Below are 25,509 nucleotides of genomic sequence, written 5' to 3'. Positions count from 1 at the left end.
CCACAAAGGGCACGATGATCGTGCCCTTTGTCTTATTCTCCTCTCTTATCTAGAGACTCTTATCTCTCGAAATAGGAGGGTGACGAAACCCTTACCAAAACGCGACCGCCAGTCCTATTGCGACACTCAACCCCACATAGTTGTTATTAAGGAAAGCGCGAAAGCACAAGTCTCGTTCACGATGGCGGATCAAATGCTGCTGAAAGACAAACAGCGCCCCCACCACCAGTAAGCTCCAGTAGTAACTCGCGCCAAGCGCATAGTAGACACCCACATAAATCAGCATCGCTAGCGTGGTCAGTTGCAGCGCGCCAATGATGGTTTTATCACGGCGACCAAAGAGAATCGCGGTCGACTTAATGCCTATCTTCAAGTCATCGTCGCGATCAACCATGGCGTATTGCGTGTCATAAGCAATCGTCCACAGCGCGTTAATGGCAAAAATAAACCACGCCATCATCGGCAAGGTATTCGCCTGCGCAGCCCAAGCCATTGGAATGGACCAACTGAACGCTAAGCCAAGAAACAGCTGAGGTAGATGGGTGTAGCGCTTCATAAATGGATAGATGAACGCCAAAAACAGCCCAACAAACGACAGTTGGATGGTGAGCGGGTTCATGGTCAGCACTAATAGAAATGAGGCCACGGCCAAGATAAGAAACAGACCGACCGCTTCTTTCGCCGACACGCGCCCAGACGGTAACGGACGCTGCTGCGTACGCTTAACATGGCCATCAACACGACGGTCAGCAAAGTCATTAATCACGCACCCTGCGGCGCGCATAAAGATGACGCCCAGAACAAAGACAATCAGCACCATAGGATCAGGGCGCCCTTGCCCGGCAATGATCAATGCCCATAGTGTCGGCCAAAGCAGCAGTAGCGTCCCTATCGGTTTGTCCATTCGCATCAGTTGCCAATAGGCGATGGCTTTTGAAGCGCTCATTGCACACTCTCCTTAGTGTAAATCGGGGCGGTAGGCAGAAACAGCTCGGCAACCAGCATGGGTTTATGGTTCATCCACAATCGGGAGCGGCGCGCCAATAAACGGCCTCCCTCGACCTGTGCCCAGCCAACTTGCAGTGCATCACGTTTGACGTTGTCGGCGCTAAAGACGGTCAGTCCAAGTGGGATCTCGCCTTGCGCGGTCAAGTCAACATGCTGCTCTTGCAGTGAGGATTGAGGAATTAAGGTCCGCCCTAGCACCCAAGCGGTCTCATCGCCTTTCAATACCACTTTACGTAACAAACACGCTTCGTGGCTCAACAAGGCGATCTCTTGGGCATTCAAACGTTCCGATGACACAATGCGGTTGTGCAGCAAATCGACACTTAAGGTTTGGCAATACGATTCCAATAAACGTGACAATGAGCCCTGTTCTAACAACCAATCTTTGGCGATCGGCGTTGGAAAGCTAAACTGGTCGGGATCATGCCATTCGACCTCTCGTAGGGCAGACAAACAATGCGAAGTTGATGGATTCATACTAGTATTCAATAGTCAGCTTTATATCGTAAAATAAAGCTTAAATAACAACGTTAACCACGGTATCGAGTGTTCAACGCCTCTTTTAATCACAGACAGAGGCAACATTGTAACAAGACTCTGACCTTTCGAATATCGTGAAAAGAAGAAAGAAAATCGCCCACTATGATGAAACGTTACCTAGCGCAGCTTTTTGTTGCTGCGAGTCTGCTCGTTAGCCTCCCCTCCTTGGCAGAAAAGGAAGGCGGGCCTCAACTGGCGTATTTCACGCTGGAGCCGGATCTCACCACGAATTTTTATACCAAGGGTAAAGATTTGGGCTATGTTCAGGTACGCATTGACATCATGGTTGCTAATCAAGCCGATTTGGCGGTGATTGAGCTGCACCAGCCTTTGATTCGTGATGCCGTGATCGAGTTGCTCGGACAGCAGTCAAAAGACACCATCACCTCGCTGGCAGGACGCGAAGACTTGCGTAAAAGCCTAGTCGAGGAGCTCAACTCGATTTTACTGCCGGAAACCGGAAAAACCGTCATCGCGGATCTGCTGTTTACTAAATATCTCTACCAGTAAACGTGCACCCGTCAATCTCGATAGGTCTGTTAACGCCGCTAACGCGGCGTTTTATATTTTTTAGCCTACCTACCCTTGGTATTTGGCTTTACTCGCATCGAGTAACCCTAAGCCAACCCCAGACAGCAGCCCCGCCAAGTGAGCGGTATTGGCAATGGCCATAAAGGGCTGCATAAAGCCAAGCACCAACCAAACCAACATAAACCCAATCACCTGTTTTGGCATCATCAAACCGAGCGCGGGCGCCTTGTAGCCCATCATCCAGATGTAGCCGACCAACGCGTACACCACGCCAGAGAGCCCCCCAAAGTTGGCGCCCTCAACCCAATACTGCCCAGCGCCTGAGAGTGCCGCCGACAGGACAAACAGTTGCAACAGCTTCCCTTGACCCAGTCGCTGCTCTATATCACCGCCAAGTTGCCACCACCAAAGTAGATTGAACACGATGTGCAACGCCGAAAAATGCAACACCGCATGACTGAGCCAGCGCCAGAGCTGCCATTGCTGGCTAGCGTCCGCAGGGAAGTGAAGCGCGAGGAAAATCGCTCGACCTTGACCTATCTGCTGAAGCACAAAAATCACCACACATAGCAGCATGACGGCTAAGGTGATCGGCCCTGCTTTTGCTTTGATCATCGCGATGAAACTGGGTGAACGGTAATGGAAAGGATTGACTCGGGTATCCGCCACCTCCCACGACGCAGCGTGGTACTTATCTGCATTCGGGTTAGCCAGAAATTGCTCAAGCTCCTGCATCACCAGATCATAATGCTCACTTTCTTTGAGGAATAAGACAAAATCGTCACTCTCCTCATCGCGCATCATGCCAACGGTGATTCTACGAGCCGCCATGTAATCAACAAACGCCTGGCCCATTCTGGGGTTCTTGATGGTGGTTACTCTTACCATTAGGTTATCCTGAAAGATTGGGGCTATCCTGAAATATGGAAGTTAAGCCGTCTGCACGGTGGGTAGCCCAGCGCGATGCCAGGCTTCAAAACCGCCATCCACACTGTATACCTGCTCAAACCCTTGGTTCACTAAATATTGCGCCGCACCTTGGCTGCTGATCCCGTGATAGCACATCACCAAAACCGGCTGATCGAACTCCACCTCGTCCATAAAGGCCACCATGGTGTCGTTGGTCAGATGATACGCATGCGTAGCATGCGCGACGGCAAAGGATTGTGGATCACGAATATCCACTAGGCGGGCGCCTTGCTGCTCAATCATTTGCTGCGCGGAGGCAACATCGATGTGCTGAAACTGGTCCATTTACTTTCTCTTTATGCTTTTATTGTCTGCGCTCATTGTAACCTATCCAACGGAGGACAAGTACTGTCGGTTAATAAGGTTATCCACCAGCGATCAAAATGACGTCATCTGTGGATAAAGTTGTGGATTGCGTTGATAAAGTGTTTGAATTAAAAAAGATCCACAATATGTAGTGATGATCATAACTATTCTGTGAGTGATTCAAAACATATCCCCATAGAAAAACCCGCCATTAGGCCTTTATTCACCCTGCTTTCTGACATCTAGCCAAGAAATTCCCCACAGAGTTATACACAGGAGTGAGCGTTGAAATGATCGCCAACTGGTTAATATAAAATGCTTTATACGATCCAAACAAAAAGCCGAGGTCACAAGACCTCGGCTTTTCATGTTTGTGTTTCGCGCTTTGCGTTAGCGGATTAAAACTCGCCGACTGCGGCTTTGAGCTTCTTCATCGCGTTTTTCTCAAGCTGGCGAATACGCTCAGCAGATACGCTGTAGGTATCAGCTAACTCTTGCAACGTCGCTTTGTTGTCATCTAACCAGCGAGAGCGAACGATATGTTGGCTACGTTCATCAAGACTTGAAAGCGCTAGGCTCAAGCGATTGTTGGTATGAGCTTCCCAGTTGGCCGCTTCGATATTTTCTGCGACGTCAGAGGCTTTATCTTCAAGGTAAAGCATCGGAGCCGAGTAAGATGTACCGGTGTCATCGTCATCACTAGAAAGCTCAAATGTCGCGTCTTGCGCAGCGAGACGAGATTCCATCTCACGCACTTCTGAAGGCTCAACACCCAACTCTCTTGCGACGGTTTCCACCTCGCCGTTGTTGAACCAGCCTAAGCGTTTCTTCGACTTACGCAGGTTGAAAAAGAGTTTGCGCTGCGCTTTGGTCGTGGCGATCTTGACGATACGCCAGTTGCGAAGTACGTATTCATGGATCTCTGCTTTGATCCAGTGCACGGCGAACGAGACAAGACGTACACCAACTTCGGGATTGAAGCGTTTGACCGCTTTCATCAAACCGATGTTGCCTTCTTGAACTAAGTCGGCCATAGGTAGGCCGTAACCAGAATAACCACGAGCCACATGCACAACGAAACGAAGGTGCGAAAGGATCAATCCTTTAGCGGCTTCAATTTCACCGTCATAGTGTAGTCGTTCGGCAAGTTCACGCTCTTCGTCCGCGGTCAGCATTGGGTAGCTGTTTACGGAGCGGATGTAGCTGTCTAAGCTATCTTGAGTTACTACCGCCATTGGATACGCTTGGTTAGTCATTCAAATCCTCATCAATCTCTGATCTGGAGTGTAATTTAACCCATCAATCTTGAACTCAAAATGAACAAGTTTCAAGCTGGGATTTGCCATTATGCATAAAGCACGCTCAGGCACAATAGAAAGTATACGCTACCGTATACTTGTTTCATTATTATGACCACGCCCTGTTAAACAGGTTCAATTTCTTTTAAATGGCGCCGCGCCGACACTTTCGCCGCCAAGCAGCCTAGAAAGATGCCAAGCATGATCAGTAAGAGCGACTCATCCCAACTGAGCCCGATAAGACGAAAACGGCTGTCATAGAGCAGCGCTAATTGCTCTACGCTGTGATTAAGGACGATGGTAATGATGGCCGTCAGTATCCATGCGCTCAATGCGCCGAGTAAACCAAACCACATCCCCGAGTAGAGATAGGGGCGCAAAATAAAGCTGTCTGTCGCGCCAATCAACTTCATGGTTTGAATCTCTTCTTTATTTGCCAACACATTGAAGCGCAGCGTGTTGCCAACAATCAAAAACACGGAGCAGAGCATCAGTACAGACAACGTAATGATGATCCCGGTGACCAGTGTCTTAATCGCATCGAGCTTTGTCAGCCAATCTTCGTCCAAACGCACATCGGCGATGTCTTCTTGCTCTGCAACCTCAGCCGCAAGGCGCTTGATCATCGCTTGGTCATCGCTGCTTGGGGTAATAATAAGCACGCCCGGCAGCGCGTAGTTATCAAGCAATGAGATCGCCTGTTCAAAGCCAGAGTACTGGCTAAAGTCTTCTAGGCCTTGTTGCGGCGAGATGTAATCGACTTTGGCGACTTCAGTTCGGCTCTCTAACTGATCTTTTAGCACCATCACCTTCGGCTCTGGCGTCTGCTGCTTAATGTAAGCACTCACTTGCGAAGGGCTGGTCACGTCACTAGAGGCAGCGGCGATATTTTTACCGAGCAAATAGAGCGCGGAGGGCATGGCGAGCGCCATGGAGATCACCGCTAGGGTCAAAAAGTTTGCCAGTGGTCGAAACCAGAGCGCCGCAAACGCTAACCGCGCCTGCTTAAAGTGCACCGACAAAAAGCCATCACGCTGGACTCGATTCTGGCTCGCGCGGCCTTGCTTTGTCTTCACTCGCTTATTCGCGGCCATAATCTTCGACCTCACTCAAAAAACCTTGATTCAGTTCCAAATGGCGATATTGCGGCCGAGTGTTGACCAGCCCGACGTCGTGAGTGGCAAGCAATATGGTGACGCCTGCACGATTGAACTCTTCAAAAAGTCGCACAACTCGGTTGGAGAGATCAGGGTCGAGGTTGCCGGTCGGCTCATCCGCCAGTAATAACGTCGGACGATTGACCACGGCTCGAGCGATCCCGACGCGCTGCTGCTCACCACCAGAGAGTTGACTCGGCAGGCACTTGGCTTTATCCAGTAATCCCGTTTTGTCTAAGGCCGCCGAGACGCGGCGCTTAATTTCGTTTTCCGAGATGGATTCAATACGCATCGGCAAGGCCACATTATCGAAGACACTGCGATCCATCAATAAACGATGATCTTGAAACACAATGCCAATGTTGCGGCGTAAAAATGGAATGTCTTTGCTTGGAATTCGAGTGATGTCATGCTCATTGAAACTGATTTTTCCGTCCGTTGGACGTTCAATGGCACAAATCAATTTTAACAGTGTGCTTTTCCCTGCACCGGAGTGGCCACCTAAAAAGGCCATCTCCCCTCGGCGCAAATGAAAGTCTACTTTTTGCAGCGCTTGACGACCGCCTCGGTACGCCTTACTCACTTGCTGAAATTTTATCACCCGAACGTCCTCTCACAGGTCTCAGTCAGCTTAATCTTCGCGGCTAAACAGTGCGTTGATAAATTCTTGTGTTTCAAATGGGCGCAAATCGTCAATGCCTTCCCCGACACCGATGTAACGAATCGGGATTTGGAACTGATCCGCAAGCGCAAAAATAACGCCACCTTTGGCCGTGCCATCCAACTTAGTCAACGTGATGCCGGTTAATGGCGCCACATCGCTAAATAGCTTGGCTTGGCTGATCGCGTTTTGCCCAGTACCCGCATCTAGGGTGAGCATAATTTCATGCGGCGCTGAATCATCGATTTTCTTCATGACACGCACAATTTTGCGCAGTTCTTCCATCAAGTTGGCTTTGTTTTGCAGGCGACCTGCAGTGTCGGCAATGACGACATCTACGCCTTTCGCTTTGGCAGATTCAATCGCATCATAGATGACCGAGGCGCTGTCTGCACCGGTGTGCTGCGCGACGACGGGCACGCTATTGCGCTCACCCCATACTTGCAGTTGCTCAACGGCTGCGGCGCGGAAGGTATCCCCAGCGGCCAGCATGACACTCTTGCCTTGTGCTTGGAACTGCTTGGCCAATTTGCCTATCGTCGTGGTTTTACCAACGCCATTCACGCCGACCATCAAAATCACGTACGGCGTTTTACTGCTGTCCACCACCAATGGCTGCTCGACTTTGGCCAAGATATCCGCCATTTCGTCTTTAAGGAGATCGTACAACGCTTCACCATCTTTTAATTGCTGACGAGTGGCTTTTTCTGTCAATGAATCAATGATTTTGACTGTGGTATCCATGCCGACATCAGCAATCAAGAGCTGCTCTTCAAGCTCTTCAAATAGCTCGTCATCAATCTGCTTACCTTTGAACAAACCAAAAAAGCCTGCACCTATGTTGGCTTTGGTGCGTGCAAGGCTACGCTTTAAACGTGCGAAAAAGCTCTCGGTCGGTTTCTCTTGTTCAACCACACGAGGGGCCACCACCTCAGGTGTAGCGTCAACCTCAGGGGCGACATCAACCTCACTGGCTGGCTCACGAGGCTCTGGCGACACCTCGGCATCAGGCTGTGTCTCTTGGGCGGGCGACTCGACAGGCTGCGCTTCTTGTTGTTGTGCTGATTCACGGCTCTCGGCTTGTGTCTGCTCTTCGTCACCAAAACCTAACCAAGAGAGTAAACCGCGCTTCTTTTTTTCCGACATCTGGAGCATTCCTAGATAGTAACTATTAACTTCGCGTGCATTACAGGCTGCATACCCTGTATAAATGCACGCTAACGACCGAGTGACGCTTTCCCTGCATTCAGATGATGCGTTACACTCTGTCCTTACTGAAAATTGGGCTATATTACCGCGCTCATTGCTTGAGCGACTGGATATAGTATCACTTTATTAGCGGTCAAAAAATCTATGGTAAGACGTCGCCAGCAAAACACATCACAAAATAAGCCATCCACTGGCTTTGTTCGCATCATTGGCGGTATTTGGCGCGGGCGAAAGCTGCCTGTTCACGATGCCCAAGGGTTGCGCCCCACCACCGATCGCGTCAAGGAAACCTTGTTTAACTGGATCGCGCGCGACGTGCCAAGAGCCAAATGTCTGGATCTGTTCGCAGGCTCTGGCAGCTTAGGGTTTGAGGCGGCTTCTCGTCAGGCGGATGAGGTAACACTGATTGAACTCAACCCTACCGCTTTCAAGCAGCTGAAAGCAAACGCTGAAGCGCTAAAAGCTGACACTCTCAAAGTGCACAACGGCGACAGCTTGGCGTACCTTCGCCAAGCCGGCACACCGCACCATGTTGTCTTCATCGATCCGCCGTTTCGCCAAGGTTTATTGAATGAGGTGGTGACCCTACTCGAACAAAACGGTTGGTTGGCCGACGATGCGATGATCTATATTGAAACAGAGAAAGAGTTGGTGCTCGATTGCATTCCGGCTCATTGGCACCTGCACCGCGAAAAGGTGGCCGGTCAAGTGTGTTACCGTCTGTATGAGCGACAGCACACCGAGAACTAACAAGCAGAGAACAAAAGGACGAGATCGATGCCTCTATTTATTCTGGCCGGAAAAGCCCTATTTAGCCTAGTGTGGTTGGTGCTGGTGTGGAACCTCATCGCCCCCTTCCCTGGCAACACCGCGTATGCCCTGTACGCGATGTTTGCCTTTATGCTGATCATGCACGGGATCCAATCTGCGATTTTTATTCGCGCGTTCGCTAAGCCCTACAACCTCAGCGCTTGGGAGAAGTGGTCTTTTCTCTTTTTTGGCGTGTTTGCCTTACTGCATATTCGTCAAAAATACATGCAAAACTCCTGATAGCGTTTTCAGACATCATCTTCTGTAACGACACACGCCGCCCAATGGGCGGCGTGTGTCGTTACAGCGAAGTCGTCGTAATGCTGCGAGCGATTTATCCCAGGTAGCCTTTAACACCATCTAAGAACATCTGAGTTGAAATCATGATCAGCAACAGCCCCATCAGGCGCTCAACGGCTTTTAAACCACGCTCACCCAAAATTCGGTGGAAGAAGTTATAGAACATCAAGATAAAGAAGGTCGTGCCCCAAGCGAGCATCACCGCTCCCGACAGTTGCAGCAGTTTGTCAGGGTGTTGACTAGAGAGCAGCAAAATCGCCGCGATCACCGATGGGCCCGCAATCATAGGGATGGCCATCGGGACAATAAACGGCTCTTCCCCAGCCGCCAAGCCAGTAATGCTACCCGCACTAGGGAAGATCATCTTGATTGCGATGATAAAGAGGATAATACCGCCGGAGATACTCAAGGTTTCTGGCTGCACGTGAAGGAAGTTCATGATGCCCTTACCAGCAAACAGGAACAGCAGCAAAATCGCTAACGCGAACAGCAATTCACGAATCAGGACGCGACGACGACGTTTCGGCTCTAAGTGCTTAAGAATCGACAATACAATCGGCAAATTGCCCAGCGGATCCATGATCAAAAACAGCATGGTCGCGGCAGATAAAATGTCCATGACTCACCTCCAAATAAAAAGTCGGCGAAGTATAACAATGTCGCGATCAAATTGGCAGTAAAGCGGTAACCTCAATGTTACAGCCCGTTGACGCTAGAGGATCATCGCCGCAGTAATCAGAGAGTGAGCCAAAATATAACTGCCCGAAATCAGGTAACGCCCCCCTTTCACTGGATGACGATAATCATGCAGGGCAAGCAGCGCCGCGGAGACCGTCAGCACAAGCGTCCCAACAAAACCCAGCGCTGAGGAGAGCGAGTGCTGAGACAACCACACTTCACCCGCCGCCCAGTTGAGCTGCAATAACACGCTGCCCATGACAACAACCGGGAAAATCAGTTGGTCCAATTTCGGTAACAAAAGGAAGAAGGAAACAATCCCGATAGCAAGCAGCATGGCCGGTAACCACCACACCATCTCTCCCGAGAGCTGTAACCAAAATGATGTGCTATAGCAAAGTTGGGCGGCAATAAACGCAGCAAAACACCACTTTGGCCACCGGCCGAGCAAATAGAGACTATCTGCCGCGACGGAAACCAGAAGGCCCAACGTAATCCATCCAGCAATGACTGGCGCAGCGCCGCCATCACTCCATAATAAGACGACCAACATCAACAACGACATTGTTTTAAACAATGCCGCTTGTCTAGGGTTATTGCTTTCATCGGCAGAGATACTAATAAAGCTCGATAATGCGACCGACAGCCAGCTCCACATGTGTTCACCTCTTTTAAACTGAGGTGCCAGTGTAGGCGGGGGATAGCGGATGTCCAGATCGCGCCATCAAAACTTCGATCTTGATTAGGCTTCTCAACGATTTTCTCTGCAAGGCGCTCAAGCTTAACGCAACCAAGCAATGCCAAACGCCAGCTTGTAGGAACAATCTGAAAAATAGACGAACTCAGCCCCTATTGAGTGATGTAACAATGAAACGATCATTTCCAAGCAAAAACCCAGAGAACAGATAAGAGAAACAGAAACAAATTCAACTATATTAATAACTTAAACGAAAATTTTTGAGTACAAAAAACCGTCTTTACAAATTATCTCTTTTCTAGACTGTGCGCTGCCACCCTTCACCCTCTCATTCACGACAAAAAATGATAATCATAACGACAAAACTACGACTTTAACCAAAATAATTCCACCAGCCAAAAATAAGCCCCATAAAACACAAAAACCAGAAAAACAGAACGAATACATAAGAACAAAAACATTAAAATACAATAACTTAAAACGCAAAGTTAAACACAAGAACAAATAGAAGCCAACACAAAAACCAAACATTCACCGGGTAAAAACAGGCAAAATCCGGCAGTTTTAACAGAAAATTAACAGCACTTTTTCTCTATAGGGATAAAATAGCTTGATAAACCCCCAAAACTATTGCTATTCTAAAAGGCATAGAGTTAAGCATCACTATTAAGGAGCAGTGTTATGATTACTTCTTCACAAAAACAAGGACTTGTAATGATCGCGGTTGTTGTTGGCCTAATGACACTGCCGATGTTGTACTAGTCTGAATTGTAAAAAACAAAAAAGGGACGCCGTAGCGTCCCTTTTTTGTTTTTGCCTGTTTTACCACCTATCTATGGCGACCTTATCGACACCTGCGCTGTTTATCCGCAAATCACAAAACATCGATTAATGGCCTTTTAACCAAGGTGCTTAGTTAAAACATCCCAATGTGCATAATAGAAGAACAGCGCCGCTAAGGTCGCCATGGTCATCAGCACAATCGCAGTTCGCCAAATAAACCGACTGCTTCGCGGGATCAGTTCTTTTTCACACTCATCACACGTGTTGAGAAAACTCGCTGGGTCTTCAAGCTGGTAATCGTATTCGTGTACCACTTTGTTCCGAATCGTCGCGATATAACGCAGCTTGCCAATCACATCATGAGGTAAACGCTCTTCGCAACTTGTAACAAGCTGATGCAAGCCTTTCCCCTCTGCGTGATATTGTGTCCGAAGGAGCTTCTCGATTTTACGAGTTCTCGTAATGACACTCTCAATATCAGACATAATTTCCCTCCGTCTCCGTTAGTTTAGGGAGAATTCAATCAATGCGCTATCCAGTTTTGGCAAATTTTTCACAGTTTCGAGTAAATTTGTGTAAAGGAATCAACAAGTAACTAACATGAACGGACACGGCATCACCGCCTGTGATATCGCTCGAGAAATGTGAGAAATCCACTGAAACGTCACTAAGATATGTGGGCTGGATCTGACATCCCCACCTGAAGCGGATTACACTAACGCGGTACTTTTGAGGAGCCCGTTGTATGCCTATTACTCTGTTTGTCGCGATTGTGCTGTTTGTGCTGATCAGCGGCGCACTGTTTGTTCGCTTTTATCGCCAACACATGCAAGGCGAAGGCTCGCAGGAGCAGAGCGCGCAGGTCACGATACTCGATAAACAGAGTGTGCCGGTCGAGCATGCCGCCCCCGGCGAAGATGATTTGGAATACTGGATTTATGTGCAAAAAGGTCGGCTTGGGCCTAAGCGAGAATTTCAAGTCGGCGTCCACTACTACCACGCACTAAACCCAGGAGACAAAGGCACCCTGACCTATCAGGGCGACACCTTTCTTCACTTCGCACGCCAGCGTTAGGGGAGTAGCCAGCGCGTTTTACTCGATAGAGAAAGGCAATGACTCATGAGCAGTGCGCCCGCGCCGCTAAGCAATATCCACAATGGGATCACCCAGGCAGGATGGCCTTGATACCAACCGTACTCTTTCATTGGCCACAAAAAAATAGGATGCAACAAGTAGATCCCCAAACTGTGCTTACTCACCACGCCTACCCCTTTTGCCACCTGCGGCGATAAGCGTTCTCCCAGCCCTCGACACAGCATGAACACCATACTGGCAGCCAACACCACATTGAGGGTTTTATAGGAGAGCCAGCGACCGACCGTGTATTCGCCCGACGCAACACTGTACGTCACCACCATGTGCACCGTCACCCACAAGGCCACACCACCAAGCAGCATGCTCACCCCTAACAAGGTTCGGTTGAGCGGTACTCTTTGATAGAGAAAGTAGCCAAGAGGTAAGTACCCACTATAGAGCCAAAGCTCGTGGCTCCATGGCCCATCAATTCGGAATAGATATAAGGTCGTGGTAAGCAGCCAGATGGCGACATACGCCCACAACGCGCCATCGCCATACTGCTTCACCACATACTGAAAAACAGGAATGACAAAATAAAGCGGGATAAAGTAATAGAAGAAGCCAAGGTGATAGTAAGTTTCATGCTGGGCGCTACCTAACAGGACCGCTTTGACCGTCTGAGCATCAAAACCTTGCGCGCTCCACCCTGAAAGATAGGCATAAAAAATCGACCATACGACAAACGGAATCAGCACCTTACCCAAACGGCGCTGAACGTAATAGCGCAAATCAAACGGGCGAGTATCGCTCAGCATCAAGGCGCCACTGATCAAAATGAACACCGGAACGGCCCAACGCGTCACCCCGTTGACTGCCACCGCTGTCCACCATTGCTCAAAAGGGATAACGCCCAATTCGTGCCGGTAAGGAGCGAGCACATGAATGGCAATCACAGCGACAGCCGCAACACAGCGAAGCAAATCAAAAAAGAGGACTCGTTGGCGCATAGGATGGATCTCTTGTCTGGGATCTCTCGACTATAACAAGAAAAGCGCTGACAAAAGGGAAAACTTCGTCAGCGCTTTGTGAAGACTCCTACCAAGCGATTAAGCAATGGCAGGCTGTTTCACTTTTGGTAATTTCAATGAGATCAGCGTCGTTAGAGCCAAAAACGCAAACGACACCCACAAGCAGGCCGCCAAGCCCGCCACCTGAAATACCCAGCCAGAAAGAATGGTGCCGATCAAACGCCCCATCGCATTGGCCATATAGTAGAAGCCAACATCCAGTGAGACACCATCGCCCTTGGCATAACTGACAATCAGGTAAGAGTGCAGTGACGAGTTGACCGCGAATATCGCGCCAAACACCATTAAGCCACCAACAATCACCCATTCCGGTTGCCAACCGATCTGCACGGCATAGGCAATAGCCGCCGTCACGACGGCGAGAGCCCCGGCCCAGACTAACGCTGCATGACCATCAGGCACGCGGCCCTGCGCTTTGCCGGTGATCTTCGGCGCCAAGCCTTGCACTATGCCGTAAGCGATGGTCCAGGCAGCGAGAAATCCCCCCACCCACAAATGCTGCCAACCAAAAACAGAACCTAGGTAGATAGGTAAGGCGACCACAAACCACACATCACGAGCGCCAAACAAGAATAGGCGCGCTGCCGAGAGGATGTTAATGGACTCTGATTTAGAGAAAATCTGCGTAAACTTGGGTTTGTTTTTGGCTTTGCCCATACCACTGTCTAAGCTCAGCACACTGCCAATAAAGACCAAGGTCAGCACGCCTGCCATCAGCAATACTGCGGACTTAAAGCCCACCAGCGAGAGCAGTAAACCACCGATAAAAAAGCCCGCCCCTTTTAGGGCATTTTTGGAGCCGGTTAAAATCGCGACCCATTTATACAGCGAACCTTGCTGCTCATCCGGCACTAACGTTTTGATCGAACTTTTCGCGCTCATCTTGTTCAGATCTTTAGCAATACCCGATAACGCCTGCGCCGCCATCACCCAAGGGATGGTCAGCCAAACGTTCGGCACCGCCAACATTAATAACGCGCCGATTTGCAGCGCCAGCCCTAGATTCATGGTCTTGTTGAGGCCCAAACGCGCACCGAGCCAGCCGCCGACCAAGTTGGTGACGACGCCAAAGAACTCGTAAAACAAGAACAATGAGGCAATTTCGAGCGTGCTGTAGCCCAGATCATGAAAGTAAAGCACCACCAACATACGCAGGGCGCCATCGGTGATGGTGAAATTCCAGTAATTAAACGTGACCAACATGTATTGGCGGACGCTTTTGCTCAGGTTAGCGAACATAATTCACCTATCGCGATGTTTGAGCGCTTTTGAGTTGCCATAGTCCAAAAGCGCTCTTCGGTTGTTAGCCAGCTACGGATTGAATGTAATCCACTTGCACAGGCTTAGTGAATGCGCCCGGGCGCAGCGCCTGCACTTCTTTAATGATGGTCTCTAGTGGCCAATTTTTTTCCAGCAACAGATGGGCAGCGAATAGACCGGTACGACCCGATCCGCCCATGCAGTGCATCGCTACTTTGCCGCCATTATCGACAATACGGTGCAGCGTTGGGCTAGCGAGTTGCCACTTAGCCGCAAATTCACTGCCAGGGGCGCAGTCGTCTTCTATTTCAATTTGGAACCACTGCATACCGAGCGCTTGGGTTTTTTCGCCCAACGCCGCGACGTCTTTACTGGCTAATTCCGCATCGTCGAGCGCAGTGACGATCGCTTCAACACCTTGTGCTTTGAGATGTTCGAGCGAGGCATCAAGGTCTGCGTCTTTTGTGCCTGGACACGGAGTCAGCACCAACGCACCTTGTTCTAAATCCAGTTGCCATGTTGGGTGTGTCATGACCAGTCCTCCTTATGCCAAACCGACTTTGCGTACCAACTCAGCAGTGCGAGTGGCGTAACCCATTTCATTGTCATACCAAGCGTAGATTTTGACCATGCGGCCACCAACGACCATAGTCGAGAGTGCATCTACGATGGTTGAGCGTTGGTCACCCTTGTAGTCGATTGAGACCAATGGACGCTCTTCAAAGCCCAAAATGCCTTGTAATTCGCCTTGTGACGCTTCTTTAAGGAGCGCATTCACTTCTTCAGCGGTGGTGTCTCGGCTCACATCGAAAATAATGTCGGTGAGCGAGGCGTTAGCCAGTGGCACACGTACGGCGTGACCGTTAATCTTGCCTTCTAACTCTGGGAAGATTTCGACGATCGCTTTTGCTGAGCCGGTAGTGGTTGGGATTAGGCTCATCCCGCATGCACGCGCGCGGCGTAAATCTTTATGCGGCGCATCCAAAATGGTTTGCGTGTTGGTCAAATCATGAATGGTCGTGAACGAAGATTGCTCAATACCCAGTTTTTCATGAATGACTTTCACCACTGGGGCAATACAGTTGGTGGTACATGACGCTGCCGTCACAATCTGATGAACCTCAGGGTCGAAAATATGATCGTTTACGCCCACCACGATGTTCGCCACCCCCTCTTCTTTGACAGGTGCAGAGACCACAACACGCTTCACGCCTTGCGCAAGGTATTGGTTCAAAAATGACGTTTTGCGATGCACGCCCGTTGATTCAATCACGACATCACATCCTGACCAGTCAACGGCATCGATGTCGCGCGATTGAGTGGTCTTGATACGCTGACCATTGATGATCATGCTATCGCCCTCAACGCCCACTTCATGATGCCAACGGCCTTGCACGGAATCGAACTCTAGCAAGTGCGCTAACGTCGCAGTATCGCCCGCCACATCGTTGATTTGAACAAATTCTAGCTCATCCCAATCAAACGCAGCGCGCAGCGCCAAACGGCCGATACGACCAAATCCGTTAATCCCTACTTTAATTGTCATGTTGCACACTCTCTCAATTGGCAATCTGTTTCATCATTCATTTGGACCGCTACACACAGCACACAGGGCGAGCCTGAATCGCGTGTAACCTTTGTTGATCTTGTTGGTACTGCGTCTTTAAGCAGTTTGAAGCCACCAGATCATCGATCAATTTGTTCATCCATCCCGGCAAATCGGCGGCCAGTCGATAAAAGACCCACTGGCCCTGACGTACATCGACCAAAATGCCGTTTGAGCGTAGCAACGCAAGATGACGAGAAATTTTCGGTTGGCTCTCTTGCAGCGCCTCGGTTAACTCACCGACACACAAACACTCTTCGCGCACGATCAGCATTAAGCAACGAACGCGAGTCTCGTCCGACAACAACTTGAAGAATTGGTGAGGTAACATTGTCTACATTCTCATATATGGATATACAAATATATTTATATATCAGGAGAGGAAGATCAAGAGGGAGAGTGGCGATGTCATAAAAGTTTCAAAAAGCGCGGCGCGCTGTAAATGGATGCGCTTGTCACTAGGGGATTGGCACTAGGCGCTTTACACTAGACGGTTGACGTCTTGGCTCCAGCGCTGCGCTTCGTTGATACGCGGCATGACGTCATCCACGCTGAGGTTGAGTTTTCTACACACTTGCTGCATACCGTGCCAGTCGCAGCGTTCGTAGCACTCCTCTAGCAGCAATAAGTCGCCGTAAGGGCCTTGGCGCTCCAATAGGGCCAATTTAATCGCACGATTGAGTGGCAACTGACTCACCAGATCCTCAAGCGGTAAGTCCAGCAGCGCATCCAAAACTGAGAATAAACCAATTAAGAAGGCTTGATCGCGATAAGGCTGGAACGGATTGTCATACGACATCAGTAAGCAGAATTGCGCGCGCTGCAACGACAAGTTATACAGCTCTGCGGGTTTATTGGTCGAGATGTATGACGCCACCGCCAACGAGACAAAGACACGCAGCTTATCCTCACCGAGGTAAACCAAGGCTTGGCGAAATGAAGAGATGGTGACCGACAGCCGCTCCGACATGGTATTGACGAACCGCAGCAATTGATAAGACAACGCGATGTCTTTCGCGACGATCGCTTCGACCTTGTCAAAATCAACACGAGGCTGGCACACCTCTTTGAGCAGCTCCATCGCAATCAAGTGTTCCGGTGTGACGTATTTCTGCCGGGAGAGAATCGGCTTACTGAAAAAGTAGCCTTGAAACAAGCTAAAACCTGCCGAGCGCGCGGCGACGTATTCCGCCTCTGTCTCTACTTTTTCTGCTAAATATTGCCGTTTAATACCACGATTTTTTTGTTCTTTGACGATTTGACACGCCGCCTCCAAACCCAATGCCAACACATCCAACTTGATGATCTGCACATACGGCAAAAAGCGTTTCCACTGCGGGGTATAAACAAAATCATCCAGTGCGATCACATACCCTTGGCGGCTAAGATCTTTAATGGCATCAAACAGCTCATCGGTTGGCTCGCAGGTTTCCAGCACTTCGACCACAATCTGCTCTTTGGGCAGCGATTCGGGCAAACGGCGGATGAGACTCTGGTAAGGGAAATTGATAAAGCAGCGCGATTTCGCTAACGACGGATTGGTGCCGAGCGAGAGGAAGTTCTCCACAATCAAGCGATAAGTCGCTCGATTGGAAGTAATGTGCGCCGGATACGCGTTGTTTTCTCCATCACGAAACAACAACTCGTAACCGACGGTTTGTCTTTTAGCGTTAAAAATTGGCTGGCGGGCCACATACGTGTCACGCATGACTACGACCTAACAGGTGTCTATTATGCTTTTGCAGTGGCCAATAATGCCCCACAACCGACAAACATGGAACCAAATAGCTTATTGATTTTACTCATAACATGACCGGAACGAATAAATTTTCCCATTTGAGCTGCCAAACTGGTGTATCCCAGCATCACGACAGAATCGATCACCACTGTCGTCGCTCCCAACACCAACAGCTGAGTCAGCTGATCGCCCTTAGGATCGATAAACTGGGGAAACAAAGCGACCAAAAACACGATAGATTTAGGATTGGTGAGATTAATCAAAGTGGCATTGCGAAGCAGCTGACCACTGGTCAGTGCCGCGCTGACCTCGGCAGTGGCAAGCGTTGATTTGTCGCGCCATTTTTGAATGCCTAGCCACACCAGATACACCACACCAACCCATTTGATGATGCTAAACGCCAGAGCAGACTGAGCGACAATCGCACCAATGCCCGCCCCGACTAAGGTGATATGGATGGCGAGGCCAAGCTGCAAGCCCGCAATGGCCGCAAGTGACTTACGCGTGCCATAGCTAAGGCCATTACTGATCGAGTTCACTGTGCCTGAGCCAGGCGCTAAGCTAAACACAATCGCCGTCAGCACATAAGCCAACCATAAGTGCATATCCATTTTGTTTTCCTCTCGACTAACGTGCGTTTGCCCAACATAATTGAGTTTCTACTTTGGTGCAGCAATAGGTCTCCATACCATGAATCCTTCTCCTTCACCCATCAGACCTCGTTATACTCAAGAGACAAATTTTGAGCAAGCGATCCATGCCGATATTGCGCAATTATGGCAGAGCCGCCAAGAAGGCTACCTAGCCATGCGCGATAAAAAGAAGCTCTATTGGGCCGCATTGACGTCAGAGCATCACAACAAAGCCGTGGTGGTGGTGAATGGTCGCATTGAGTGCGCAATCAAATACCAAGAGCTGTTTTACGATCTCTATCAGCAAGGCTTTGATGTTTACTCTTACGATCACCGCGGGCAAGGGTTGTCAGACCGGTTAATCGATGACACTGAGATGGGCTTCGTGCAGGAGTTTGACGACTATGTCCTTGACCTAGATAGCATGGTGACGCACTTTAACTTAGAGCGTTATAACGAGCGCTTTATTCTCGGCCACTCAATGGGTGGCAATGTGGTGACACGTTACTTACAGACCCAAGGTATTGAGAACAAAGAGGCCTTTTTCCACGCCGCCGCGCTGAGCGCGCCGATGTTTGGCGTCAATATTGCGCCCTACCTCAAGCCTTTCGCGCCCATGATTGGCCAGTTCCTCACCGCCGTCTACCCCACTCCTAGATTTGCCCCCGGCCAAGTGGCGTATTATCCCAAACCGTTTGAGGGCAACTTTCTCAGCCAAAGTGAGGCGCGCTACCAGTGGTTTCGTAATCTCTACGATGAGATGCCACAACTGAGAATTGGCGGTGCCAGCACCCGCTGGGTCTGGCAGAGTTTAATGGCGTGCAAACAGTGTTTGTTGATGACCCGCCACCTGAAAACTCCGCTGCTGATTTTGCAGGCGGGCGACGATCAGATTGTCGCCAACGACGCGCAAACTCAGCTCGCTCGTAAACTCATCAAAACCAACCCTCGCAGCAAACTGGTGACCATTGACGGAGCGCGCCATGAACTGCTGTTTGAACGCGACGAATACCGCAACCGCACCCTAGATGAGATTTTGGCGTTCTTTGACCAACATGGCAGCGTGTAAGCTCGCAATGCACTCTCTCAGAAACAGGTCAATGGGCAGTGTGAAAACAGGAAAAGGGCAACAGAGAAAATTACCCTCTTTTTCTTGCCATGCATGACGTAGAATAAGCACTCTTGCCCATTGGCCAACAACATGTTGGCCCTCCTATATGGCACACGGCAACCAATCATTAAGAGGGTGATATGACCGACACACGTACCGACACGCCTTTTCGCATTGTCGCTTCTGATCTCGATGGCACGCTACTGGCACCCAACCACCAGCTGAGCGCGTTCTCCAAACAAACATTGAAGGACCTACACGCCAAAGGTTACACCTTTATCTTCGCCACTGGACGCCACCATGTTGATGTCGCGGGCATTCGTGAAATTGCTGGCATCCCAGCGTACATGATCACCTCAAATGGCGCGCGTGTTCACGATCAGCATGATCAGTTGATGTACAGCAAAAATATTCCCAGTGATCAGGTGCAAGCCGTGATCGATGTGATCAAGCAAGATCCCAACCTCTTTATCCACATGTACCGTAATGAGGAGTGGTTGCTTGATCGCGATGACGAAGAGTTGGCCAAGTTCCACAGTGAATCCGGCTTTCGTTATCAACGTTTTAGCGCCAATGCCGCGCCAACCGAGGGTATTGCCAAGATTTTTTGTACCCACCCAGAGAAAGATCATGACCGTTTGGTGGAATTTGAAACCCAACTTCGCGCCAAATTTGGCGATAGCTTAAGTATTGCTTTCTCCACCCCTTGGTGTCTGGAAGTGATGGCAGCAGACGTGTCAAAAGGCGAAGCGCTGAAAGTCGTGGCCGAGTCGCTGAACCTGACACTCGACAACTGCATCGCCTTTGGTGATGGTATGAACGATGTGGAAATGCTCTCGATGGCAGGCAAGGGATTGGTCATGGCGACCTCTCACCAGAAAGTGAAAAATGCGCTGCCCAATAACGAAGTGATCGGCAGCAACGCAGACGATGCCGTCGCGCATTACTTGCACGACCACCTGTTTTAAGCGCTCCCGTCAGCCCGAGACTCTCGGGCTAAAATAGCCTGCCATTGAGATTCCGTGACCGGCATGATCGACAAGCGATTGCCCTTTTTCACCAGGGGCATCGCTTCCAGCTCAGGCATGGCTTTCATCGTCGCAAGCGAAATTAAGCGATCGGTTTTACGCACAAATTCAATATCGACCATACACCAGCGCGGGTTGTCTGGGCTCGATTTCGCATCAAAATAGGCGCTTTGTGGGTCATGGGCAAAGTGATCGGGGTACGCCTCTTTGACGACCTTCGCAATCCCCGCGACGCCGACTTTCTTGCACGAGCTGTGGTAAATCATCACCAAATCGCCCAGCTTCACCTCATCACGCATCATATTTCGCGCTTGATAATTGCGAACACCTTCCCAACACGACACCTTTTGTGTACGAAGAGTGTCAATAGAGAAGGTGTCTGGTTCAGTTTTAAATAACCAATATGCCATAATAAAATCCATTACGTTTACGCTAAGGAAGATATAGCATGAAGGCGCTTCGAAACCCAGTCGCTCTGTCCATCATATTGTTGTTACAAGCGTGCAGTTCTCAGCCATCACCCAGCAGTGTACAACCTGCGCATGTGACGCTCGATAGCGAAACGCCCACACCTACCCAAACCTTCATGCTACGCGGTGAAGTGGTGCTCGGCCACGAGGTGCGCAGCCTCACCCCTTGCGGCAGCAATCAGCAGTACTGGCTGGATCTCTCCAATGACCGATTTGCTCAAGGCATGAAACTGGTGCGCTCACCCTACAGCCCTTTGTATGGTGAAATCGTCGGTCACCTAGAGCCCACAGGGCAACAAGGGTTTGCGGCCAATTACGCCGCCAAGTTTGTGGTTGAGAGTATTAACCTTCTTAGCGCTGAAAATCCTAAACGCTGTCAACAAGCGCTAAAACCGACCCGGGCGTTTGGTAATGAGCCGTCTTGGTCTGCCCATTTTGAGTCAGACCAATTGGTCTTTCAGCGTATGGGGTTTGAAGCGCAATCCTTCACCGTCGAGCGCAAGCGTCTTGAACAAACCCGTCGCCGTTACAGTTGGCAAGAAGGCTCACTCGAACTCAATCAACGCAGTTGCGTCGATGGCATGAGTGACAGACTGTATGGTTGGACCTCCACCCTAACGATCGGTGATAAGCAGTATCAAGGCTGCGCCACGCTTGCTAACCAAGACAACACCCAACACTGGGTCGATGACTATCACGCGGCCTCGACCAAAGCACAGCACTTCACCGTGACCATGGCACTCAGCCCTGACCATACCGCCATAACGACCTACGCCTATAACAATGGCGACGGCGATTCGGTGGAACACGGCTTTTGGCAGCAGATTAATCCTGATCAGGTGCAAGTGGTGATGACTCACCTTCAGCAGCAACCGTTGCTCTCAGAGCGTATCTTTACTCGTGATGGTCATCAGTTGAATGCGAAGAAAGAGCGTGTTGGCAACGTGATTTATGCGATTAATGATGGCGGGCTAACGTTATACAAAGCCAAGGTGGCCTTGACGCAAACAGGCACGCAGTCCGGTGCTGAGGGCTCTAGCCTCACCCGCCTACCACAAGGCGATGATATTCCTTCTTCAGCCCAGTTTGATGAACAGGTCGATAAAGCACTTCGCGACTATTTCGCCATGCACAATACCGACCCAAACGGGACGAAATACCGCTGGCTGACCTATGATCTCAATGGTGATGGTCAACCGGAACTTCTGGCACAACTAGACTGGTGTGGCTCTGGCGGCTGTACATTGCTGATTTTTGAACAGCACCAACAAGCGTGGCGATTCAACAGTAAAATCACCTTAGTGCAAACCCCATTTAACCTCGGCACTCAGGCCCATGGTGAATGGCAAGATTTGGTGATGTTCGTCAGTGGCGGCGGTGCCGTGCCTAATCAACACGTGTTGCGTCACAATGGCATCAGCTACCCGCTTAACCCCAGCGTTGAACCTGTCGCCAATTACGATGAGCTCAGCCCAGTGCAGCTTTTCTCCGATGGGGTCACGCCGCATCAAGAAGGGCTAATACTAAAATGAGTAGTGCCCCTTGCCCGCGATGTAAACTGCGACATCAATGTGTGTGCGCTCGTCAACCTCGCGTTGAATTGAACGCCCACATTGCCCTGATGACGCACCCAAACGAGCAGCAGCGCGATACCAATACCGGAGGGCTGCTCAGCCATACTCTGTCAATGTGTAGCGTGCATACGTGGCAACGAACCTCGCCTTGTGACACCTTGCTAACGCTGATGCAAAACCCACGCTATCGGCCGTTTTTGCTTTACCCAGGTGAGCAAAGCCTAACGCCTCAGCAAGCGAGCGCCGACGCTGATACGCACGGTGCAACTCCGCTGTTTATTGTGTTGGATGGCACGTGGCAAGAAGCGCGCAAAATGCTCAATAAGAGTGCATGGCTCGCATCACTGCCTTGTGTGCAGCTCTCGCCTCAAGCCGCTTCTCTCTACGACTTGCGACGCAATCAATCGGAAGGGCACCTGTGCACCTATGAGGTGGGCGCTGAGATCGTGCACGCGTTAGGCGCCCCCCAAGAGGCAACGCGCATGAGAGAGTTTTTCAGCTACTACTTAGCGGCCTTTCAAGCGGATAAAAGTGGCCATGCATTGCGCACTGAAACACTGAAACACTGAAACACTGAAACACTGAAACACTGAAACACTGAAACACCATGTGACACTAATCGGTCAGTAACAGCAAATCCGACAATTGGTTAATTTCTACATCAGGCAGCACCCGCGCATGTCGAGCCTGCCTTGGGCTGATAGCGGTATCATTAAACCAGCACGCTTGAAAACCACTGGCTTTTGCCCCTTGCACATCGGTATTGAGATGATCGCCGACATGAAGAATGCTACCGGCATCCAGCGCCAGATGCTGCGCCGCTTTGCGAAACATTTCGCCATGCGGTTTTGCGTAGCCATCCGGCCCCGCTTTGAGCGTCAGGGTGAAATACGCCGATAAGCCGATTCGCTCGACATCAACGTTACCGTTAGTGATGGCCACCAGCGGCATCTGGGCTGCTAGCCGAGTTAACACACGATGGGTCTCTTCTGGCACGCTAAAATCACTGCGTAGTCTCAGCACTTCCTCAATCGCGCTCGAAGCAGCGCTGTGCGCTTGTTGCTCGTCATAACCTAGTCTCACCAAGCCACTCTCTATCTGCTGAAAGCGCCACTGAGTGACATCATTAGGCAACCAAGGATCGCGCTCGGCCAAGCGTCGCTTGTGGCTCTGCCACCAACTCAGTGGCACCGTCGCGCTGACGGGGTGGTGATGGTGTAGCCACTCGACCATACGCGCTTCTAAGGTACGAATGATCGGCCAATTATCATACAGGGTGTCATCAAGATCGAACGTCATTGCCTTGATGGGTTTGAGATGGCGATAAAATTTCACTCATCCTCCTCTTTTTTCGGCCTGCCCTTTTTTCGCGCTCTTGGGTGCGCTTGGTCATAGACCTGCGCCAAGTGCTGAAAATCGAGGTGCGTATAGATTTGGGTGGTGGAAATGTTTTCGTGTCCCAAGAGCTCCTGCACGGCACGCAAATTGTTGCTCGACTCCAGCACATGCGTCGCAAACGAGTGACGCAATTTATGCGGACTGACATGACTGGCAATGGCCTGCTTCTGCCCCCACTCCGCCATGCGTTTTTGTACGCTGCGATGAGAAATTCGACCACCCAGCTTGGAGACAAATAACCCAGGCTCATCGGGATGCGCTAAATGTCCGCGCACTTTGAGCCATTTCGCCACCCAGTCGGCAGCCATGCCCGAAAACGGCACTTTGCGCTCTTTGTCTCCCTTACCGACGACACGAATTTCACCGTCCGAAAGACCCACGTCTTTGACATTCACGGCGATCATTTCAGCCAAACGTAAGCCAGCACCATACATCAGCTCCATCATGGCGCGATCGCGTATCGCCAACGGATCATCTTCATTGACTTCAAGCAGCTGACCCACTTCATCGACATCAAGGTTCTTAGGCAGTGGCCGCTGTTTGCGCGGCGCAGAGACGCCTTTGGCTGGATTCGCCGCAAGATCACCTCTCAGCACTAAAAAGTCAAAAAAGCTACGCAAACAAGAAAGACGTGTCGCAATACTGCTTCCTTTCATCCCTTCACGCATTGCTTTACCGGCCACCTGTCTAACCCAGCCCGCATCCACTTGGGTCCACTTTTTTATACCCAAACTCGCTAGGTGCGCAGCCATGGTTTCCAGTTGCTGTTTGTAGTTGCGTTGAGTATGCAAACTCAGCCCTTTTTCACTTCTTAAATAATCGTAGAAGCGTAGTAAGGGCTGCTGCAAACCATTAGGCAGAGGTGGTGGAGCGTCGCTCATTATCTTGCGCCTGCCAAGGCAGGGTATCAATCAGGTGAGAAAGGACGAGCGCCAGATGGCGCAAAAAGAGAGTATCCATGTGTGGCTGAAAATGGCCACCGTCGGAGCTGGAAAAGGCCAAGATACCTTGGAGCGAGGTCTTATTCAGTGGCATCACCACGTAAGATCCCATTTCCGGCGCGGGGCTATGCGGGCCAAACAAGAGTTCACGATCGCACGAACGCATACGGCCAAGATAGGCACTCTTGCCATTCAGGTGGTTGGTGGCAAAGCGTTGATAACTCTCTTTGCTCAGGCGATACTTATCTTGTCCGCCCTGCACACCCACCAAGCGAATATACGCCACTAAACCCAGAGATATCGCCATGTCTTCGATCGATTTGAGCACCGAGCTTAAGCTATCGCTGCGCAGAATATGCTCTTGCAGCTCCATAAATTCATGAAAGGTGCGATCGTTATTTTTCGCCAGCGACATCAATGTCGTGATCTCTTCTTCAAGCTCTTCAATACGCTGACGTTGGCGGTTCAGCTGAACGTGGACGAGAGAGACAGCGCCTTGCTCTTGGTGAGGCAAAGCCAATCTGTCCACCAGCGCTTGACGCTGGGCGAAAAAATCCGGGTTGTCACTAAGGTACTCGGCAACCACTTCCGCGGTCAGTGCGTCCGCTTCAATTTGAGACACAATTCATCCCTTTACT

General features: G+C 50.3%; 30 protein-coding genes. 8 read left to right on the top strand and 22 right to left on the bottom strand.

Annotated features, from left to right (window positions below; translation table 11 throughout):
* Nucleotides 1-91: 91 nt before the first annotated feature.
* Both ubiA and AC6R0S_RS01100 read right to left on the bottom strand, forming a co-directional pair.
* The gene (gene ubiA / locus AC6R0S_RS01105; protein WP_500637048.1) at nucleotides 92-946 is read right to left on the bottom strand and encodes a 4-hydroxybenzoate octaprenyltransferase; all 855 of its coding nucleotides are present in this window, start codon (nucleotides 944-946) and stop codon (nucleotides 92-94) included.
* Nucleotides 943-1,485: a chorismate lyase gene (locus AC6R0S_RS01100; protein WP_334555586.1), complete on the bottom strand. Its 543-nt coding sequence runs from the start codon at nucleotides 1,483-1,485 to the stop codon at nucleotides 943-945. The genes ubiA and AC6R0S_RS01100 overlap by 4 nt, the downstream gene beginning before the upstream one ends.
* 165 nt (nucleotides 1,486-1,650) lie before the next feature.
* On the opposite strand from AC6R0S_RS01100, the gene AC6R0S_RS01095 reads away from it, so the two are divergent.
* Nucleotides 1,651-2,058: a flagellar basal body-associated protein FliL gene (locus tag AC6R0S_RS01095; RefSeq protein WP_500632156.1), complete on the top strand. Its 408-nt coding sequence runs from the start codon at nucleotides 1,651-1,653 to the stop codon at nucleotides 2,056-2,058.
* A 69-nt stretch (nucleotides 2,059-2,127) separates the two neighbouring features.
* On the opposite strand, the gene glpG is transcribed toward AC6R0S_RS01095, so the two are convergent.
* The 6 genes from glpG to ftsY form a co-directional block, all read right to left on the bottom strand.
* Nucleotides 2,128-2,967 (bottom strand): rhomboid family intramembrane serine protease GlpG, encoded by an 840-nt coding sequence (glpG, locus tag AC6R0S_RS01090; RefSeq protein ID WP_500637047.1) that lies wholly within the window; start codon nucleotides 2,965-2,967, stop codon nucleotides 2,128-2,130.
* Nucleotides 2,968-3,009: 42 nt separating this feature from the next.
* Nucleotides 3,010-3,333 carry a thiosulfate sulfurtransferase GlpE gene (gene glpE / locus AC6R0S_RS01085; protein WP_334555589.1) on the bottom strand — a complete coding sequence of 108 codons (324 nt, stop codon included), beginning with the start codon at nucleotides 3,331-3,333 and terminating at the stop codon, nucleotides 3,010-3,012.
* 419 nt (nucleotides 3,334-3,752) lie between these two features.
* Nucleotides 3,753-4,610 (bottom strand): RNA polymerase sigma factor RpoH, encoded by an 858-nt coding sequence (rpoH, locus tag AC6R0S_RS01080; protein ID WP_334555590.1) that lies wholly within the window; start codon nucleotides 4,608-4,610, stop codon nucleotides 3,753-3,755.
* Nucleotides 4,611-4,777: 167 nt separating this feature from the next.
* The gene (ftsX, locus tag AC6R0S_RS01075; protein WP_500627814.1) at nucleotides 4,778-5,746 is read right to left on the bottom strand and encodes a permease-like cell division protein FtsX; all 969 of its coding nucleotides are present in this window, start codon (nucleotides 5,744-5,746) and stop codon (nucleotides 4,778-4,780) included.
* On the bottom strand, nucleotides 5,733-6,410 hold the full coding sequence (ftsE, locus tag AC6R0S_RS01070) for a cell division ATP-binding protein FtsE (RefSeq protein WP_500637046.1): 678 nt from the start codon (nucleotides 6,408-6,410) through the stop codon (nucleotides 5,733-5,735). Before ftsE ends, ftsX begins: the two co-directional genes overlap by 14 nt.
* A gap of 30 nt (nucleotides 6,411-6,440) precedes the next feature.
* Nucleotides 6,441-7,616, bottom strand: a complete 1,176-nt coding sequence (gene ftsY, locus AC6R0S_RS01065; RefSeq protein ID WP_500637045.1) for a signal recognition particle-docking protein FtsY — start codon at nucleotides 7,614-7,616, stop codon at nucleotides 6,441-6,443.
* A gap of 207 nt (nucleotides 7,617-7,823) precedes the next feature.
* Between ftsY and rsmD the strand changes: the two genes are divergently transcribed.
* Together rsmD and AC6R0S_RS01055 are read left to right on the top strand one after the other, a co-directional pair.
* A complete protein-coding gene (gene rsmD, locus AC6R0S_RS01060; RefSeq protein WP_500633481.1) occupies nucleotides 7,824-8,429 on the top strand; it encodes a 16S rRNA (guanine(966)-N(2))-methyltransferase RsmD in 606 nt (201 codons plus the stop codon).
* 27 nt (nucleotides 8,430-8,456) lie between these two features.
* Nucleotides 8,457-8,729: a DUF1145 domain-containing protein gene (locus tag AC6R0S_RS01055; RefSeq protein WP_334555595.1), complete on the top strand. Its 273-nt coding sequence runs from the start codon at nucleotides 8,457-8,459 to the stop codon at nucleotides 8,727-8,729.
* A 94-nt stretch (nucleotides 8,730-8,823) separates the two neighbouring features.
* On the opposite strand, the gene AC6R0S_RS01050 is transcribed toward AC6R0S_RS01055, so the two are convergent.
* The 3 genes from AC6R0S_RS01050 to AC6R0S_RS01040 form a co-directional block, all read right to left on the bottom strand.
* Nucleotides 8,824-9,408, bottom strand: a complete 585-nt coding sequence (locus AC6R0S_RS01050) for a YhgN family NAAT transporter (protein WP_500637044.1) — start codon at nucleotides 9,406-9,408, stop codon at nucleotides 8,824-8,826.
* A 93-nt stretch (nucleotides 9,409-9,501) separates the two neighbouring features.
* Nucleotides 9,502-10,125: a lysoplasmalogenase gene (locus AC6R0S_RS01045; protein WP_500632151.1), complete on the bottom strand. Its 624-nt coding sequence runs from the start codon at nucleotides 10,123-10,125 to the stop codon at nucleotides 9,502-9,504.
* A gap of 938 nt (nucleotides 10,126-11,063) precedes the next feature.
* Entirely contained in the window at nucleotides 11,064-11,432 is a 369-nt protein-coding gene (locus AC6R0S_RS01040; protein WP_487902836.1) for a DUF4145 domain-containing protein, read from the bottom strand.
* A 260-nt stretch (nucleotides 11,433-11,692) separates the two neighbouring features.
* On the opposite strand from AC6R0S_RS01040, the gene AC6R0S_RS01035 reads away from it, so the two are divergent.
* On the top strand, nucleotides 11,693-12,022 hold the full coding sequence (locus AC6R0S_RS01035) for a DUF2500 domain-containing protein (protein WP_334555599.1): 330 nt from the start codon (nucleotides 11,693-11,695) through the stop codon (nucleotides 12,020-12,022).
* Here AC6R0S_RS01035 and AC6R0S_RS01030 read toward each other — a convergent pair.
* The 7 genes from AC6R0S_RS01030 to rhtB all read right to left on the bottom strand — a co-directional run bounded on the left by AC6R0S_RS01030 (nucleotide 12,019) and on the right by rhtB (nucleotide 18,328).
* On the bottom strand, nucleotides 12,019-13,032 hold the full coding sequence (locus AC6R0S_RS01030; RefSeq protein WP_500637043.1) for an acyltransferase: 1,014 nt from the start codon (nucleotides 13,030-13,032) through the stop codon (nucleotides 12,019-12,021). The two genes, AC6R0S_RS01035 and AC6R0S_RS01030, sit on opposite strands and share 4 nt — an antisense overlap.
* Before the next feature lie 99 nt (nucleotides 13,033-13,131).
* Nucleotides 13,132-14,352, bottom strand: coding sequence for an organoarsenical effux MFS transporter ArsJ (gene arsJ / locus AC6R0S_RS01025; RefSeq protein WP_500632149.1), 1,221 nt, complete (start codon nucleotides 14,350-14,352; stop codon nucleotides 13,132-13,134).
* 64 nt (nucleotides 14,353-14,416) lie between these two features.
* Nucleotides 14,417-14,905 (bottom strand): cyclin-dependent kinase inhibitor 3 family protein, encoded by a 489-nt coding sequence (locus tag AC6R0S_RS01020; RefSeq protein ID WP_500637042.1) that lies wholly within the window; start codon nucleotides 14,903-14,905, stop codon nucleotides 14,417-14,419.
* A gap of 12 nt (nucleotides 14,906-14,917) precedes the next feature.
* A complete protein-coding gene (locus AC6R0S_RS01015) occupies nucleotides 14,918-15,919 on the bottom strand; it encodes an ArsJ-associated glyceraldehyde-3-phosphate dehydrogenase (RefSeq protein WP_500632147.1) in 1,002 nt (333 codons plus the stop codon).
* A gap of 49 nt (nucleotides 15,920-15,968) precedes the next feature.
* Entirely contained in the window at nucleotides 15,969-16,310 is a 342-nt protein-coding gene (locus AC6R0S_RS01010) for a metalloregulator ArsR/SmtB family transcription factor (protein ID WP_487902831.1), read from the bottom strand.
* A 150-nt stretch (nucleotides 16,311-16,460) separates the two neighbouring features.
* Nucleotides 16,461-17,687, bottom strand: a complete 1,227-nt coding sequence (locus tag AC6R0S_RS01005) for an EAL and HDOD domain-containing protein (RefSeq protein ID WP_500632146.1) — start codon at nucleotides 17,685-17,687, stop codon at nucleotides 16,461-16,463.
* Nucleotides 17,688-17,710: 23 nt separating this feature from the next.
* Nucleotides 17,711-18,328 carry a homoserine/homoserine lactone efflux protein gene (rhtB, locus tag AC6R0S_RS01000; protein ID WP_334555606.1) on the bottom strand — a complete coding sequence of 206 codons (618 nt, stop codon included), beginning with the start codon at nucleotides 18,326-18,328 and terminating at the stop codon, nucleotides 17,711-17,713.
* Between the two features lie 79 nt (nucleotides 18,329-18,407).
* On the opposite strand from rhtB, the gene AC6R0S_RS00995 reads away from it, so the two are divergent.
* Nucleotides 18,408-19,418 (top strand): alpha/beta fold hydrolase, encoded by a 1,011-nt coding sequence (locus AC6R0S_RS00995; protein WP_500637041.1) that lies wholly within the window; start codon nucleotides 18,408-18,410, stop codon nucleotides 19,416-19,418.
* Between the two features lie 182 nt (nucleotides 19,419-19,600).
* Nucleotides 19,601-20,428, top strand: coding sequence for a Cof-type HAD-IIB family hydrolase (locus AC6R0S_RS00990; protein ID WP_500637040.1), 828 nt, complete (start codon nucleotides 19,601-19,603; stop codon nucleotides 20,426-20,428).
* On the opposite strand, the gene AC6R0S_RS00985 is transcribed toward AC6R0S_RS00990, so the two are convergent.
* Nucleotides 20,425-20,898 carry an EVE domain-containing protein gene (locus AC6R0S_RS00985; protein WP_500637039.1) on the bottom strand — a complete coding sequence of 158 codons (474 nt, stop codon included), beginning with the start codon at nucleotides 20,896-20,898 and terminating at the stop codon, nucleotides 20,425-20,427. The two genes, AC6R0S_RS00990 and AC6R0S_RS00985, sit on opposite strands and share 4 nt — an antisense overlap.
* Nucleotides 20,899-20,936: 38 nt before the next feature.
* Between AC6R0S_RS00985 and AC6R0S_RS00980 the strand changes: the two genes are divergently transcribed.
* Both AC6R0S_RS00980 and AC6R0S_RS00975 read left to right on the top strand, forming a co-directional pair.
* On the top strand, nucleotides 20,937-22,490 hold the full coding sequence (locus tag AC6R0S_RS00980) for a COG3650 family protein (protein WP_500637038.1): 1,554 nt from the start codon (nucleotides 20,937-20,939) through the stop codon (nucleotides 22,488-22,490).
* Nucleotides 22,487-23,101, top strand: a complete 615-nt coding sequence (locus AC6R0S_RS00975) for a tRNA-uridine aminocarboxypropyltransferase (protein ID WP_500637037.1) — start codon at nucleotides 22,487-22,489, stop codon at nucleotides 23,099-23,101. The genes AC6R0S_RS00980 and AC6R0S_RS00975 overlap by 4 nt, the downstream gene beginning before the upstream one ends.
* Before the next feature lie 46 nt (nucleotides 23,102-23,147).
* Here the strand turns inward: AC6R0S_RS00975 and yigB are convergent, their stop codons facing one another.
* The 3 genes from yigB to AC6R0S_RS00960 are packed head-to-tail and all read right to left on the bottom strand — an operon-like array spanning nucleotide 23,148 to nucleotide 25,493.
* Nucleotides 23,148-23,867: a 5-amino-6-(5-phospho-D-ribitylamino)uracil phosphatase YigB gene (gene yigB / locus AC6R0S_RS00970; RefSeq protein WP_500637036.1), complete on the bottom strand. Its 720-nt coding sequence runs from the start codon at nucleotides 23,865-23,867 to the stop codon at nucleotides 23,148-23,150.
* Nucleotides 23,864-24,811 (bottom strand): tyrosine recombinase XerC, encoded by a 948-nt coding sequence (gene xerC / locus AC6R0S_RS00965; protein WP_500628062.1) that lies wholly within the window; start codon nucleotides 24,809-24,811, stop codon nucleotides 23,864-23,866. The genes yigB and xerC overlap by 4 nt, the downstream gene beginning before the upstream one ends.
* Nucleotides 24,783-25,493 carry a DUF484 family protein gene (locus AC6R0S_RS00960; RefSeq protein WP_487902824.1) on the bottom strand — a complete coding sequence of 237 codons (711 nt, stop codon included), beginning with the start codon at nucleotides 25,491-25,493 and terminating at the stop codon, nucleotides 24,783-24,785. Before AC6R0S_RS00960 ends, xerC begins: the two co-directional genes overlap by 29 nt.
* Nucleotides 25,494-25,509 lie beyond the last annotated feature (16 nt).

It is taken from the genome of Vibrio sp. R15-SG3-ISO1B (assembly GCF_059833835.1).
The sequence above is the reverse complement of the archived record's forward strand: the minus strand, read 5'-3'. Positions and strand labels throughout refer to the sequence as shown.

Bases quoted from the DNA above. Each gene is read 5' to 3' on its own strand.
- ubiA (WP_500637048.1), bottom strand. From the start codon at position 946: ATGAGCGCTTCAAAAGCCATCGCCTATTGGCAACTGATGCGAATGGAC.
- AC6R0S_RS01100 (WP_334555586.1), bottom strand. From the start codon at position 1,485: ATGAATCCATCAACTTCGCATTGTTTGTCTGCCCTACGAGAGGTCGAA.
- AC6R0S_RS01095 (WP_500632156.1), top strand. From the start codon at position 1,651: ATGATGAAACGTTACCTAGCGCAGCTTTTTGTTGCTGCGAGTCTGCTC.
- glpG (WP_500637047.1), bottom strand. From the start codon at position 2,967: ATGGTAAGAGTAACCACCATCAAGAACCCCAGAATGGGCCAGGCGTTT.
- glpE (WP_334555589.1), bottom strand. From the start codon at position 3,333: ATGGACCAGTTTCAGCACATCGATGTTGCCTCCGCGCAGCAAATGATT.
- rpoH (WP_334555590.1), bottom strand. From the start codon at position 4,610: ATGACTAACCAAGCGTATCCAATGGCGGTAGTAACTCAAGATAGCTTA.
- ftsX (WP_500627814.1), bottom strand. From the start codon at position 5,746: ATGGCCGCGAATAAGCGAGTGAAGACAAAGCAAGGCCGCGCGAGCCAG.
- ftsY (WP_500637045.1), bottom strand. From the start codon at position 7,616: ATGTCGGAAAAAAAGAAGCGCGGTTTACTCTCTTGGTTAGGTTTTGGT.
- rsmD (WP_500633481.1), top strand. From the start codon at position 7,824: ATGGTAAGACGTCGCCAGCAAAACACATCACAAAATAAGCCATCCACT.
- AC6R0S_RS01055 (WP_334555595.1), top strand. From the start codon at position 8,457: ATGCCTCTATTTATTCTGGCCGGAAAAGCCCTATTTAGCCTAGTGTGG.
- AC6R0S_RS01050 (WP_500637044.1), bottom strand. From the start codon at position 9,408: ATGGACATTTTATCTGCCGCGACCATGCTGTTTTTGATCATGGATCCG.
- AC6R0S_RS01045 (WP_500632151.1), bottom strand. From the start codon at position 10,125: ATGTGGAGCTGGCTGTCGGTCGCATTATCGAGCTTTATTAGTATCTCT.
- AC6R0S_RS01040 (WP_487902836.1), bottom strand. From the start codon at position 11,432: ATGTCTGATATTGAGAGTGTCATTACGAGAACTCGTAAAATCGAGAAG.
- AC6R0S_RS01035 (WP_334555599.1), top strand. From the start codon at position 11,693: ATGCCTATTACTCTGTTTGTCGCGATTGTGCTGTTTGTGCTGATCAGC.
- AC6R0S_RS01030 (WP_500637043.1), bottom strand. From the start codon at position 13,032: ATGCGCCAACGAGTCCTCTTTTTTGATTTGCTTCGCTGTGTTGCGGCT.
- arsJ (WP_500632149.1), bottom strand. From the start codon at position 14,352: ATGTTCGCTAACCTGAGCAAAAGCGTCCGCCAATACATGTTGGTCACG.
- AC6R0S_RS01020 (WP_500637042.1), bottom strand. From the start codon at position 14,905: ATGACACACCCAACATGGCAACTGGATTTAGAACAAGGTGCGTTGGTG.
- AC6R0S_RS01015 (WP_500632147.1), bottom strand. From the start codon at position 15,919: ATGACAATTAAAGTAGGGATTAACGGATTTGGTCGTATCGGCCGTTTG.
- AC6R0S_RS01010 (WP_487902831.1), bottom strand. From the start codon at position 16,310: ATGTTACCTCACCAATTCTTCAAGTTGTTGTCGGACGAGACTCGCGTT.
- AC6R0S_RS01005 (WP_500632146.1), bottom strand. From the start codon at position 17,687: ATGCGTGACACGTATGTGGCCCGCCAGCCAATTTTTAACGCTAAAAGA.
- rhtB (WP_334555606.1), bottom strand. From the start codon at position 18,328: ATGGATATGCACTTATGGTTGGCTTATGTGCTGACGGCGATTGTGTTT.
- AC6R0S_RS00995 (WP_500637041.1), top strand. From the start codon at position 18,408: ATGAATCCTTCTCCTTCACCCATCAGACCTCGTTATACTCAAGAGACA.
- AC6R0S_RS00990 (WP_500637040.1), top strand. From the start codon at position 19,601: ATGACCGACACACGTACCGACACGCCTTTTCGCATTGTCGCTTCTGAT.
- AC6R0S_RS00985 (WP_500637039.1), bottom strand. From the start codon at position 20,898: ATGGCATATTGGTTATTTAAAACTGAACCAGACACCTTCTCTATTGAC.
- AC6R0S_RS00980 (WP_500637038.1), top strand. From the start codon at position 20,937: ATGAAGGCGCTTCGAAACCCAGTCGCTCTGTCCATCATATTGTTGTTA.
- AC6R0S_RS00975 (WP_500637037.1), top strand. From the start codon at position 22,487: ATGAGTAGTGCCCCTTGCCCGCGATGTAAACTGCGACATCAATGTGTG.
- xerC (WP_500628062.1), bottom strand. From the start codon at position 24,811: ATGAGCGACGCTCCACCACCTCTGCCTAATGGTTTGCAGCAGCCCTTA.